Here is a 13,033-nt window from a genome sequence, read left to right on the forward strand (position 1 = left end):
CATTTTGGGTTCGTTTGATTAATCGTTATACAAACTCTGGGCTTACCCCTGCAATTTTAACGTATTTAAGGTTCTATATACGACATGGATAATGACCAATCTTACATGCAAGACTTTATGAAAGTCTTTTCAACACTCGAACGATGGGGCCCAGGCAAAGAAGAGGAATCTATGTTGGCGTTAGCTCACCTTGCGAAAACGCCTGAAAAGATCCTCGAAATTGGTTGCGGAAAAGGATTGACGACGATTGCCCTGGCCAATGCTACGGATGCCATGATAGTAGCCTCCGATAACGAAACCGGTGCATTACAGTCACTAGACAGTATGTTGCAGCAAACCGGCCTGAAACATCGCGTAGAAACGGTTTGCGCAAGCATGAAAGAACTGCCCTTCCCTGAAGAATCTTTTGACACTATTTGGGCAGAAGGATGTGCCTATATAATGGGTTTTACAAATGCTCTGTCTGCATGGAAAAAGTTTCTTACCCCTAGTGGGGTATTAGTCGTTAGCGATTTAGTTTGGTTTTCAGATGATCCGGGAACAACAAGTAAATCTTTCTTTTCAGGTGAGTACCCAGATATGACAACGCTTGAGAACAGACTTGAGCAAATTAAGAGTTCGGGTTATCGGGTGCGACACCATTATTCTCTTAGTGAACAAGCATGGAAAAATTATTACCAGCCATTAAAAGAAAGAGCATTACAGCTACAATCGTCCATGCCAGACTCTAGGGCGATCTCCGATATCCTCAATGAAGTGTCTCTTTACGAACACTACCTGGGCGACTTTGGTTACCAAGTGTTCGTGTTAGAAAAACATTGATGGCGCGAAAAAAACACAAGCGGTTATAAACAGGGAAGTTTTGTATGTCATCATTCCAGGGATGGTTTAAATGATGACGATAAACAGGGAAGTTTTGTATGTCATCATTCCAGGGATGGTTTAAATGATGACGATAAACAGGGAAGTTTTGTATGTTATCATTCCAGGGATGGTTTAAATGATGACGATAAACAGGGAAGTTTTGTATGTCATCATTCCAGGGATGGTTTAAATGATGACGATAAACAGGGAAGTTTTGTATGCCGCCATGCCATGGATGGCGCTAAAAGCAAAAAAACCGCTAGTATAGCGGGTTTTCTAATATGGCGGTTATAAACACGGATGTTTTGTATGTCATCATTCCAAGGATGGTTTAAATGATGACGATAAACACGGATGTTTTGTATGTCATCATTCCAAGGATGGTTTAAATGATGACGATAAACAGGGAAGTTTTGTATGCCGCCATGCCATGGATGGCGCTAAAAGCAAAAAACCCGCTAATTTAGCGGGCTTTCAAAAGTGGCGGTGAGATAGGGATTTGAACCCTAGATACGCTACAAACGTATGCCGGTTTTCAAGACAGAAGCTAACTCCAATTATATCAAAAGGTTAATGACAATATTTCACAATAAGAGTATTAACTAACTTATTGATATATATACACGGTAACATTTTATATTGTGAAAGATTTTACGATATTTCTGATGATATACTCAGGGGTTGACCTGAGTATTTTTTTAAATTAACACTGGCGCCAGCAAATTGTACCAATATTTTAAATTTAGATGGTATTCGGAGTTATTACTCGAAGCAGTTAAAAATGGTCCTTCATCGTCCGGGGGGTTGATGGCCAAAATTAGGTCTCATTTTTCAAAGAAATTAAAGAAAAGATGACTAGTAATATGGCTAAGCTTTACTTTGCTATGCGTGCCCTACAATATTACTACAATTAAAGTCAATTGGACTTACGATGGAGTTTTAAGATAACAACGTGAATTTCAAGCTGTCCATACGTGTAGTAGCTCAGACCTGATCTGACAGTTACCCCATTTTTAGACAAGGTATCTGTCGGCTGGCTGCTGAGCTAATACAGTTTAAATAATATCTTTAAGTTGTTTAAGAAGATTTTGTCCATTATTGTCTTTCTTTACAGCCCTCAAAAACAAACAAGTATCCTGGCTATGTTTTGCATGCAGTTCTCCAACATGTTTATTTTCTGTGGAATCATCATTAGCTTCGTCAGTTTTTTCTTTACATTCAATTACTAAGATTCGACCGTCATGTAGTTCAGCGATAAAGTCAGGGTAAATATTACTATTGCCTAAAGTTAAGCTAAACGAGGTTTCATCTCTTCTAGGTAAGTTTCTAACCCATCGCTTTACTTCGGGCATTGAATCAAGCGTTTGTGCACAGTCAAATTCTTCACTGTTTGATTTCATATCCTCTATCCTAGGATAATAGTATTTTGAGAAGCTATATTGCCCTTGATAATTAGGTTGTATTGCAGGGTAGTTATCTGCATTGAATTCGAGGCTAGTCAAAACATCTTCTTCAAATTCTATTTCTCGTAAGCGCGGTAAAAGCTCATGAGGATCACAGCCTAACTCTCCACATATCTTATAAAGCGTTTCTAACGTAATGTTAGTTTTTCCCCGTTCTATTTTCCCATAATAGGCTCGCGCTATTTCAACTCTTCTAGCAAAGTTCTCCTGCGATATTCTTAGACTCTCTCTTACCTTTCTAATTCTAGACCCAACGACTTTTGCTAATTGATTCATAAAGTTAGTCCGCTAGTTACAAAATAGACATATTTGCATATTGAGCTCAATAAGTACACGTCTTATAATGCTCACCTGTGATTTTTTGTATGGGAAAGTTGTATATGAAGTTAGATCCCTTCGTCGCTGAAATACTCTTGATGGAAAACATAGACCATTTCACAACGAGCGACATTCGAACCGGCTATATCTTGCTGAAAAAAGACAATACTCTGGATTCAGCATCAACGAGACGTTTTATTTACAGCGAGTTACTCAAACTCGTTAAAAAAGGGTGGCTTAAGAAGGTCATCTCTAAGAAGAAAGAGTTAACGAGCTTTATTAAAACGGATTTGATTGACTTTACTGTTTTACGAGAAATTTCGAATAAAAAGGTTGTGAGTAGTGAAAACGTTAGCGCTTCGAAGCTTGACGCGTTAAAAAAACGATTAACGGCATGCAAAAATGATTTTCTCATTTGTGTGGGGGAATATGAGGCGTATGAGGAGATTTCTGCAGAGATGCCTGAATTTAATTCAGACATTCAGAGTGAATATAACCTTCTATGCGAGCGCCAAACAAAGCTGCTTGGAAAAATAAAACGCTTTGAGATATTTATCAATCAACACAAAACATAGGTAATGTAAATGAAATTAAGAACCTGGCAGGCTGACTTTATCCAGTCTGCTTTAATGAAATACTCAAATGGGCAAAAGCACTTTTTGTGTCTTGCTACACCAGGAGCCGGCAAAACGCATGCAAGTTCTGTCTTAACGCAACAGCTATTTGAAAAACAAATGATCGATTTAGTCGTCTGCTTTTCACCGTCAAGTATAGTAGCCCATGATTTTTGTATTTCTCTTGAGACTTTAACTGGAGAAAGGTTTGACGGTAAGTTAGGAGCCAAAGGCCGCTCAATGACGTATCAATCTATGGGATACCTAGACGACGATTTTTGGCATCTGTTTATAAATTATCGCATTTTTGTGATTTTTGATGAAATTCACCATTGCTCCGGTGAAGATCTGGATGCATGTAATGTATGGGGAAAACACATCATAGAATACATATGTGAACATGCTAGTTTTACGCTTTCCCTAACAGGTACTCCTTGGCGTTCGGACGAAACACCGATTGCGCTAGCTGAATATGACGAATCAGGTAAAGCTCTATGTGATTTTGTATATGGACTATCTGATGCGATTATCGATGGCGTATGCCGTATTCCACAAATCGTGGTTTTAGACAACGATAACATCGAGGTAACTAAAAAAGGTAAGAAAAAAGAATATGAAAGCTTGAAGCCGGTGATTAGTTCTAAAGTGCTGTCTTACTCAAGGTTTATTAAGAATGATGAGATCATTCATGAACTTTTGTCGCTTGCTGTTGAAAAGCTAGATTGCATTCGAAAGATTAATCCTGACGCAGGAGGCTTGATTGTTGCCGCTTCGGTTGAGCACGCCCATCAAATTGCGGATTTACTGTATGAACGCTTTTTTGAACCTAGTATTGTTGTCACATATGAAGAAGATAAGCCGTCCGAGATAATACGCCAGTATCGGTATGGTAGCGGTAAGTGGATAATTAGCGTTGGAATGATCAGTGAGGGAACCAATATCCCCAGGCTCCAAATATGTTGCCATCTTAGTAAAATTAAAACTGAATTGTATTTTCGACAAATTTTAGGACGCATTCTTCGCATGACTAGCTCTCCTAATCAAGACGCTTTCCTTTTTATGCTGAATGATCCTGTATTAGTTGAGTATGCTGAACGAATTGCTGAAGATATCCCTGATCAATCTAACGTTGTAGTTTTTGAGGGAAGTACACATGGAGGTTCGGAGGCAGACGATGAAAACGAAAGCAAGAAGAAGAAAAGAAACAACCCGCCACCGGAGATCACACTCACGGTCGCTAGCTCATTTAACATTTTGTCATTAGTCGATAACTCTGCTCTGCGATATGGCTACGACAATTCGGTAAACATATTTGGGCGATTCAAAGAGGAATTTCTCGATATTGGCTTGTAGTTATAATGGATTAAGTTCTTGTTCATCAGACACTGTGTATACTACGCATGCATAATGGAATTTAAGCAACTTTAGTTTGCCTCAGCTCGACCCTAAATCGAAAGATGCCTCATTAAAAATCGGGTAACTATCAAATAAGGTCTGAGCTGAATCAAATCAAACGTTGCAATTCTAAATTTGACAAGGTGGGGAATTGATTGCGTTTCGCGGGTTTGAGATTCAGAAGCACCAAGACACTTAGCTGAATCTTTTCACATAACTCATATGTAGTAGCTCAGACCTGATCTGACAGTTACCCATTTTTAGACAAGGTATCTGTCAGTTTAGATTTGAGCTCCCTACTCTCCCTTGTGAGCATGTTCAGGATACTTGAAGTACACAGATAAATTAGCTCACTTATTGCGCCAGAAGCAAATCACAATTAATACTAAAAGCGCTGTTTAATATCAATAGCTATAGCTTTCCAGCCCCAGCTTGATCTTTTATTGTTGTAATTTAAGACGGCTTTTCCCGAAACAGTATCGCCGTCTTTCACCTCATACTTTTCAATTAATTTTCGGTCAATAAAAATGTCCGCAGAAGTGAAGCCAAGCCCATTAGAAATACGAACTTCACCACTAAATTCCTTTAAAACATTAGTATTCGGCTGTTGATCAGATTTCTTAATAGTTAACGCTTGATATTTACTACCATGTTTAGTCTTGGACTTTGAAAGCTTCGCGTTAATTGAATCACCAATACTTAATCGCCCCGGTGTTTTTGAAAATGGAATGACGGTGTCGACACCTCTATCAAAAATCACATGGACTAGTTTTTTGGCTGAGTTTACATGATCTACTATTCCAACAAATGAGACCTCCAGCTACATTGAAGGTCTCCCCCAATTCCCCTAGTTAGTTACCCAACAGGGCGATATCATCTAACAAAGGCATGCTTCCGTGCGACAAGCCTTGTAATTCCCCGCAAATCGCCATCATTTGATTAGTAATACCACCGATTTGCCCTTCGCGTTTCTTCCAGATCCGCTGCATCGCTGATTTTTCCTTATCCAGCTCCAAGCGCATTTGCTCTTGGTGATCGACTACCGCCTTAATACGCTGCACAAACTGCGTACTACAGATGTAGTCATAGAGCGCTTCCATTTGCTCATTTTTACCTACACTCACCGCTTTTTGGCGCTGAGCTTCGGTCAATACTGTTCTAAGAGCTTCTGATAGCCCCTTAGCTAGTGCTGGTTTAACTAACCAAACCCCGTCTTTCATAACCATTGGCTCTTCGATTCCAGCCGGGAATACCGTAGAAACCAATACCGCGATATCTCCACCCACTTCTTGCGAGTCAGCTTTAAGCTTGGTGATCCAATTATTTGACCAGTTATCAGCACGTTTGGTCTCCCAAACTATCTTTCCGCAGACGGTGCCAGTTCGTAATCGAACCGTTTGAATAACATCAGCACCGCGTGTTCCTTTTCCAACAGGGTCGATATCGTCTAACGGATACGCTTGAGCAAGTTCATGCTCTAGCTCAAGCTCAAGCACTTCACCTTGAAGCTGCTGTGATTTTTGCTCAAGTTTGCGTTGGAGATCATCGTTTGCCTTGGCAACATCATCCATTTTCTTCTTCCACTCAGCTTCTTTAAGCTTAAACTCTTCGTGTATGGTAGAGCGCAATGTCTCTTTTTCATTTTCAACACGACGAGCTAATTCAAGCTCCATGTCTTTTTGCTTATCTTCAAGTTCAGTTTTAGCTTTGCGCAATGCTAGTTCTTGCTCGCGGAAACTTGCCAGTTGCTCCTCTTTGGATTTCAAAGACTCTTCCAAAGCATCATGCTCAAGTTTGACCGATTCTCGGATCTTGTCTTCCGCTTTTTTCTTCTCTTCAGCAATTCTTGCCTGCAATGATTTAGCGCTGTCTTGGCTATCGGCAAGCTGCTCTTGAAGCGTTTCAATCTGCTTCTTAAACGTTTTAGCAATAGACTTTTCAGCATCTTTTGCGGCTTGCTCTTGAAGGCTAACCAGCTCTTTACTGAGTAGTTGCTGATATTCATCTTCGTGTTTTTCAATCAAGTGTTTGGCAACTGCCTCCTTGATTGGGAATTCACTGTTACAGTGAGGACAAGTAATTTGGTCTTCGGCGTTAAGAATGATTTTTGAGGTCATGGCAAAATCTCATAATAGTTAAACACATGCCAACTAATACAATATTGGTGCCAATTTATATCTTATTGATTTACATGGAGTTTAATGAGGGTTAATAAATAAAACGGTAACGCGCATTACTTATCGGTAAATATATTTACCTAGTTTGGTATTTGGAAAATACTGTTTGAGGGAAATGTGAGCCTTTTGTTGTCATCGACATTATCAGAAACATCAAAAGGAATTACCCATAGTTTTAATTCACTACTGTATTCGAATGGGATTTCAATAGGTTCAATGAAATCATCATGACTAGGATATATTAAGAACAGTTCTCCATAACCGGATAAGTATTGATGACCATAGGCGAACATTTGATACAAATCGGCCTGGGACAGCCCAAATTTATCAATGCCATTGTCTTTTCTACTGTCGATTAGCTTCCATTTTGTATCCAATACCACAATTCTTTTGCTATTTTCTGTGATTAGTAGATCAGGTTGTAAACGAAAAAATTTTCGTTTATTAAATGACACTAGCGACTCAGCTTTTGTTTGAGTCTCAAGATCCATATGTTGAGGTAATTGCGTTGCTATAATTGACGCTACGTAGCTTTCAAAAACAGTTTCTAGCGGAAATAGTAATGATGACGCATAACTGCTGCCCATCATCGTCAAAGGTGAAAATCCTTCCAGAATTAATCTAGCCCAATCAAAAGGTTCTTTATAATAATTCATCCCACGATCTAACTTAACGGCAGACAAATCATTTTTGACATTTGTACTTATCGGGATATCTGTAAAAGCAAATAAAAGTTCTTTAGCTAACTTTTGATTTGCAGCGCTGGAAGAATAAGTAGAGACTTTATGTAATGCTAGGTGAATTAATCTATTAATTGGTCTATCAAGTACAAACTCATCATGTTCAACATGAAATTTATGTTTATCAATGGAGTTCTCTCTCAACTGCTTACTAACTAGCAATTTTCCCTTCAAAAAAGATAGGTTGCTTTCACGTCCAATATAATCACTTCGTAGCCCTTTTTTAATCAGTACATTCACTGAATCAAGAAATTGACCAATAAATACTTCAAGTAAAGGCATTTTAGACTTAGATAAATTGGCGTTATTAGTGCGAATGTGGCGAAATGAGCCAAGTGTTGCCAACATATTGAGCAAAGAATCACGTGCCCTGGTTTGGCTATCTTCGCCATCCAGCTTTCGCCCAATTTTAGGCAAGACTTCAATTTGAGTACCATCTGGCGTAAACAACACCCCAGCATAGTTCTGGAGTTGGAGTACCTCAGTATTATCTATACTCTTTAAGCTAAGAAAGCGGCTTTCAGATTGGTCGCATAGGCAAAGTTGCTTCAAGTATGCAAATGATGATTGACTGATTTTACTTATGCGTTTCGAATGTTCTGCTTTTTCGCCAATGCCTACATAGCCAAATTCAAATACTGTTATTGCAGCTTGAATCCTTTTCACTACTTAGTCTTCTTTTTTCGCTTTATAAATGCCTACGTATGCTTCTGGTTTATTCCACACATCATTATCAAAAGGTAAAAGCGTATAGCTTTTTTCTTCTTGCGGATAATTATTCAACCCGTGGTTATTGCCAAACAAGCTATCAAACGATTGCTTTTCTTCTATTACAAATTGCAGCCCTTCAGCTTTCTGGTTATCACCAAGCACTAATCGTATTTTATTCCAGTCCTCAAAAAAGTACTCTTCTAGTAATGGAATAATTTTGTTTTTAAATACTGACTTAAGGGTTTCAAATGCTTGCTCTTGTTTGTCCACTAAATCTTTAACAGGCATGAAAAAAGCATGGCCGAGTGTATGCTCTCGGTCGTAAAGTACTTCAATGCGCTGATTCATCTTGCTGAGTAGCGCTTCCAATTCTATACCGTTAATAGATACCTCATTAAACAACTCCGGCCTAGGCATCATTTCAACAAAATCAAAGCGACGACGAAGCGCAGTGTCCATCATTGCTAATGAACGGTCAGCCGTATTCATAGTGCCAATTAGAAATAGATTCACTGGAACACTAAAGGGTTCACCTGAATTTGGCAAAACAACTTCTAATGCTTCGTCTTGGTCCTCTCCAGACCTTTTCGATTCTTCTATTAGGGTAATCAATTCACCAAATACTTTTGAAATGTTCCCCCTGTTTATTTCATCAATCACAAGTACAAAGTTTTTCACTTCACCTTGTTTGGGCGCTTCAAAGTCATTTACGCTATATGTTTTTTTAATATGGTTTAGGATCGATTTAACATACGATGAATTATAAATTTTCTTAACGCTTAACCCGCGATATAACTTTCGTATGTTATCAATTGAAACAGGGTATCCCTTTCCTAAATCTTCGTGTGAAGTTGCTTCAGGGAACACTCTAAACGTAGTGTTACCGTGATATTGCACATCAAAATCATTTCCACGAAGTGTCTTTAGCGTAATGGTAGAGGTTTCTTCTAATTCGGCTTTAAACATCTCTATAGCTTGTTCTAGAGGGTCATTATCTGGCTCAACTCCTTGGCGAGCATCTTCACAAATTTGCTTAAATATTCCAGGTTCAACATCATAAGATATTTCCCCGTTATTTGAGTTTGCCTTCAGACCCTCTACAAACTCTTCATAGCCATAACTTTGATGAAAGGTAACAAATCGAATTCGTTTATCAGCTACCAATTCATCATACTTTTTCTTCAAATCGACACGTGATTTAGCTTGAAAGTCTGGTTCAGCCGCTTTAACAGAGGCTTGAACAGTATGATAAGTTTTACCTGTGCCTGGAGGGCCATAAAGGATTTGATTTAATGGTGTAACTCTATTTGGCTCACTGCTATTAACTATAGGTTCGCCATTGGTTGTTAGTTCACCATCGTTTAAACCCATTTTATTCGCGACTTCGTCATAATCCATGTCGAAATTTTCCATTTGTTGCTTTGACCAAGTTAGTATCTGCTCAAAGTTTAATTTTATTGCGCTTTCAATAGGCATCAAACTGACAATGCCTGAAGAATTAAAGTCGCCCCTAATTTCAAGATACTTCTTTCTTCGTTTATCTTTGCTTTCATCTAAACCGACAGTATCAATTTTGATGTCTAACCCTTCAGTATTGAACCCAATGGTATAGGCGAGCTCTTTAGGTGAGTCTTTTTTCGGATAAATTCTTGCCCATAAATAGCTTTCAAATTTTTGACCTTGGTTGACCGGATTTTTAACAAGTTTTACTCGTCCATTATCAGCAAACACAGCTTTATTAATACTGCGCGCCCACTCTTCAACTAGTTGATACACTGATTTCAACTTTTCGCGTGATGAGGTGTGTAGCGGATCATTCTTATCGTATTTCTTTCTTGCCCACTCATTCAGCAAATTAAAATGTTCTTGAGTAAAATACGCCATCTTTTAAATCCATTTTTTATTATTAAAAAGTCACATTCGCTGAATCAGAAACATCAAACGCTTTCAATTCACAATATTGCTCGAATCGCTTACTAAAGATTTCTTCATTAAGCATAACCACATCATCATTCACTTCCGAATGACGCTCATCCAACCCAATACCCCAGAAAAGAGCACCAAGCTCACTAATGATGTACCTGTTGTGCAAAGCTTCACCGTTATCTCTCTCTTTCAATGACGTGACCGTTAACGAAGCAATGCCCGTTGAATTAAAGTCGTTATGCGTAGTTATTGCATCCATCAAGAATTGAATCGAAGGTACGTCAGTACGGTCTTTTAGCAATATAGTAATTTCCTTACTTTCAACGGGTGAGTTAGCACCGCAAAACTCTATAAATTTGACCATTGGATTTAACATGGCTGCTCGATGGCTAAAATATGGGTCAACAAAGGTAATTCGAGAAGATAGTCTAAGGAAATCAGAAGTTGCCTGTACCATTTCATCCAAGCTTTTTTGTACTAATTTTTGATTGGGCAGTGGGTTAATACCATTATTCAAATCTGCCGAGTAAATAAAACCTATGCCGCCCACAGCTTGACCTGCTGGTTCATTTAAACAAAAGATATGCGAGGGTGATTGTTGATGCGCGTTGATGCAATTTTCGAGAAAGCTGAGATTTCCATCGATTCCAGAGTTCCTGTCTACTAAACAAGTCTCTTCAATAAATTGAAGTAATTCGATCAACATGGTTTGCTGATCTTCATTTACTGCTTCGCCCTGCACTTGAAGCGTTTTTTTTCTGAACTTACTAAACTTTTGTAACTTACCAACAACTCTCGGCGATTGTCTTGAAAACTCTCTAAGAAAGTCATTGAAATTTCGACGAGACGAAACAACCTGAGTTAAGAATTCCGGCTCAATCAAATGCTCCACTAACATTACAAATATTCCTCTCTGCGTTCAGAGAAGAAGCCTTGAGGCCACTTAGAAGTGAATTCACCGTCTTCATCTAGTTTGATTCGTCGGGTGATAACACCCTCGTCAGACGGCTCAAAGTAAACAATAGAAATGTCATCTTTATCAACAGGCTTAAACCCTTCTGGCAACTCTTTATCCGTTGTTTGTCTAACACGCTTTCTCAAGCGAAGTATTAAATGTTCGCTGTGTGTTTCAATCAAGAAATTAGTTGCTCGCCCGGTTTGAGTTAGTAGGTCCCCAATGGCGACTTGTATTCTGGGATGAACATGCAGTTCTGGTTGTTCGCAAGCTACAACCCTCTTATTTCTGCTAAGTGCAGCTACCACCAATGGCATTAGCTGTGAAATACCGACACCAATATCACTTGGCGTCACAGACATTCGGTTACTTAAATCAAATAGTGAATATGTGTAGTTTGTTTTTACTTCGTCTGGGTGAGGGACTCTAGTGGCTCCCTTTAAATCTTCAGATATGATACGCTTTAGTTGCTCTTCGGCTGGAGAAAAGGATCCAGAAGGGCTGAACCTTTTTATCTCGGCGTAATGTTTTTCGACTCGGTGAGCTAAGCCATAGCCTAAACCTAATTTATTTTCATTGGAGATCCACTCATCAACTGCAGTAATTAGCTCGCTATCACCTCTAGCTAATACGTCCCACGCTGCCAAACCGTCATGCCAATCTTTTTGTTCTACATATGGATTTGGTTGATGTAAGAAATCTGGAATTCCTCGCAAAGGGCCTATGCACAGGCTGTCATTTAACAACTTTTTAAGGTTATCTAATGGCGCGACAAGGATATCGCTTAGCAACTCAACAAACACTTCGTTTTGTTTTTCATTATCCAAGCTTAGTGATGACTTAAGTTTTCGACCCAATGGAGGTAACGCGCCCGATAGTCCCTCAATACCAATAGGAACATGAATTAAAGTTTCACCTTCAACAACAACCATATTGTCAGCACTATCAAATTGATTGCTGATGTCTCGCTCGTTATTCAAAGCTTCTTGAAGTGGACTAACAAAACAGTCATCCGTAAACAAAAGGTCTTTATCGTCTCCTTCAAACGGCCTAGCTGCACCATCTTTGATTTCATGATGGCTTGGATTATAGAGGTTAAGTAAATCGAGCAGCTTATCGTATAAAGCATTGCTAATTGGCATATCATTTTCGAAACAATCGATTAACCACTCATCGTGATCGTCTGGTAATAGGAGAGGATGCAAATAGTTTAAGCTGGTTATTTGCGGTTGCTTTAATCCCGCATCCGATGAGACTTCGGCAATTTCAATTCCGTCAAACCATATTTTATAGTTGGCGATATAAGCTGTTTGATGCTGTTCTACCCAAGAGATAACAAATTCTAATGTCACCTTTTCAACATCAATAACCGGGCTACTGATACGAACGTCAAGCTCACCTTCTTCAAGCAAATCGGCTAGAAAGTCATAACTACTGCCAACTCGATTACCTTTGTCGTATTCGATTTTTAGGGTGATAGATTGATTTAAGTTTCTGCGGTGAACTAAGTTTTTAAAGCCGCCTACTAATTTACCACCTAAAGCTTCAATACGTTGTGGATCACATTGGCCTTTATCCAATATTTGTTGAAGATAAAACAGCGCCATCAATACCGAGCTTTTACCGACACTGTTTGGGCCAAATAATAAAGTTACTGGTGCAAACTCAATGGTTTGCTCCTGTTTAAATGATTTAAAGTTGGTTAACGATAATTTTGTTATTCTCATATAATTATTCTTTTTGAGCCAACAGCTCACATCCTTGTTGATTAGTTACAGTTCACCAGCACAACTGAGTAGGGAACTCAGTTGAACAGCCTCTGGCTGGCCCGAAGGGTGAGCGCCAAGGATGGTGCGAATAAAGGCTTTTT

10 protein-coding genes and 1 tRNA gene are annotated in these 13,033 nt (G+C 39.0%); 3 read left to right on the forward strand and 8 right to left on the reverse strand.

Annotated elements, in window-relative coordinates; all coding sequences use genetic code 11:
* Positions 1-84: 84 nt before the first annotated feature.
* Positions 85-822 carry a class I SAM-dependent methyltransferase gene (locus tag FNC98_RS08335; protein ID WP_143580799.1) on the forward strand — a complete coding sequence of 246 codons (738 nt, stop codon included), beginning with the start codon at positions 85-87 and terminating at the stop codon, positions 820-822.
* A gap of 523 nt (positions 823-1,345) precedes the next feature.
* On the opposite strand, the gene FNC98_RS16795 is transcribed toward FNC98_RS08335, so the two are convergent.
* Both FNC98_RS16795 and FNC98_RS16950 read right to left on the reverse strand, forming a co-directional pair.
* Positions 1,346-1,427 (reverse strand) — tRNA-OTHER (locus tag FNC98_RS16795).
* 492 nt (positions 1,428-1,919) lie between these two features.
* Positions 1,920-2,603 carry a helix-turn-helix domain-containing protein gene (locus FNC98_RS16950; RefSeq protein ID WP_260680625.1) on the reverse strand — a complete coding sequence of 228 codons (684 nt, stop codon included), beginning with the start codon at positions 2,601-2,603 and terminating at the stop codon, positions 1,920-1,922.
* A 104-nt stretch (positions 2,604-2,707) separates the two neighbouring features.
* Between FNC98_RS16950 and FNC98_RS08345 the strand changes: the two genes are divergently transcribed.
* Both FNC98_RS08345 and FNC98_RS08350 read left to right on the forward strand, forming a co-directional pair.
* A complete protein-coding gene (locus FNC98_RS08345; RefSeq protein WP_143580800.1) occupies positions 2,708-3,220 on the forward strand; it encodes a hypothetical protein in 513 nt (170 codons plus the stop codon).
* Positions 3,221-3,229: 9 nt separating this feature from the next.
* The gene (locus FNC98_RS08350; RefSeq protein ID WP_143580801.1) at positions 3,230-4,612 is read left to right on the forward strand and encodes a DEAD/DEAH box helicase; all 1,383 of its coding nucleotides are present in this window, start codon (positions 3,230-3,232) and stop codon (positions 4,610-4,612) included.
* A 427-nt stretch (positions 4,613-5,039) separates the two neighbouring features.
* On the opposite strand, the gene FNC98_RS08355 is transcribed toward FNC98_RS08350, so the two are convergent.
* The 6 genes from FNC98_RS08355 to FNC98_RS08380 all read right to left on the reverse strand — a co-directional run bounded on the left by FNC98_RS08355 (position 5,040) and on the right by FNC98_RS08380 (position 12,890).
* On the reverse strand, positions 5,040-5,474 hold the full coding sequence (locus FNC98_RS08355; RefSeq protein ID WP_409574578.1) for a hypothetical protein: 435 nt from the start codon (positions 5,472-5,474) through the stop codon (positions 5,040-5,042).
* A 31-nt stretch (positions 5,475-5,505) separates the two neighbouring features.
* Positions 5,506-6,771: a DUF2130 domain-containing protein gene (locus FNC98_RS08360; protein WP_143580803.1), complete on the reverse strand. Its 1,266-nt coding sequence runs from the start codon at positions 6,769-6,771 to the stop codon at positions 5,506-5,508.
* A 140-nt stretch (positions 6,772-6,911) separates the two neighbouring features.
* On the reverse strand, positions 6,912-8,237 hold the full coding sequence (locus FNC98_RS08365) for an McrC family protein (RefSeq protein WP_143580804.1): 1,326 nt from the start codon (positions 8,235-8,237) through the stop codon (positions 6,912-6,914).
* A gap of 3 nt (positions 8,238-8,240) precedes the next feature.
* Complete coding sequence (locus FNC98_RS08370; protein ID WP_143580805.1) at positions 8,241-10,166, reverse strand: McrB family protein; 1,926 nt, start codon at positions 10,164-10,166, stop codon at positions 8,241-8,243.
* A 22-nt stretch (positions 10,167-10,188) separates the two neighbouring features.
* On the reverse strand, positions 10,189-11,106 hold the full coding sequence (locus FNC98_RS08375) for a hypothetical protein (RefSeq protein ID WP_143580806.1): 918 nt from the start codon (positions 11,104-11,106) through the stop codon (positions 10,189-10,191).
* Positions 11,106-12,890: an AAA family ATPase gene (locus FNC98_RS08380; protein ID WP_143580807.1), complete on the reverse strand. Its 1,785-nt coding sequence runs from the start codon at positions 12,888-12,890 to the stop codon at positions 11,106-11,108. The genes FNC98_RS08375 and FNC98_RS08380 overlap by 1 nt, the downstream gene beginning before the upstream one ends.
* Between the last annotated feature and the right edge of the window lie 143 nt (positions 12,891-13,033).

It is taken from the genome of Thalassotalea sp. PS06, assembly GCF_007197775.1.
In the GTDB taxonomy this organism is placed as follows: domain Bacteria; phylum Pseudomonadota; class Gammaproteobacteria; order Enterobacterales; family Alteromonadaceae; genus Thalassotalea_A.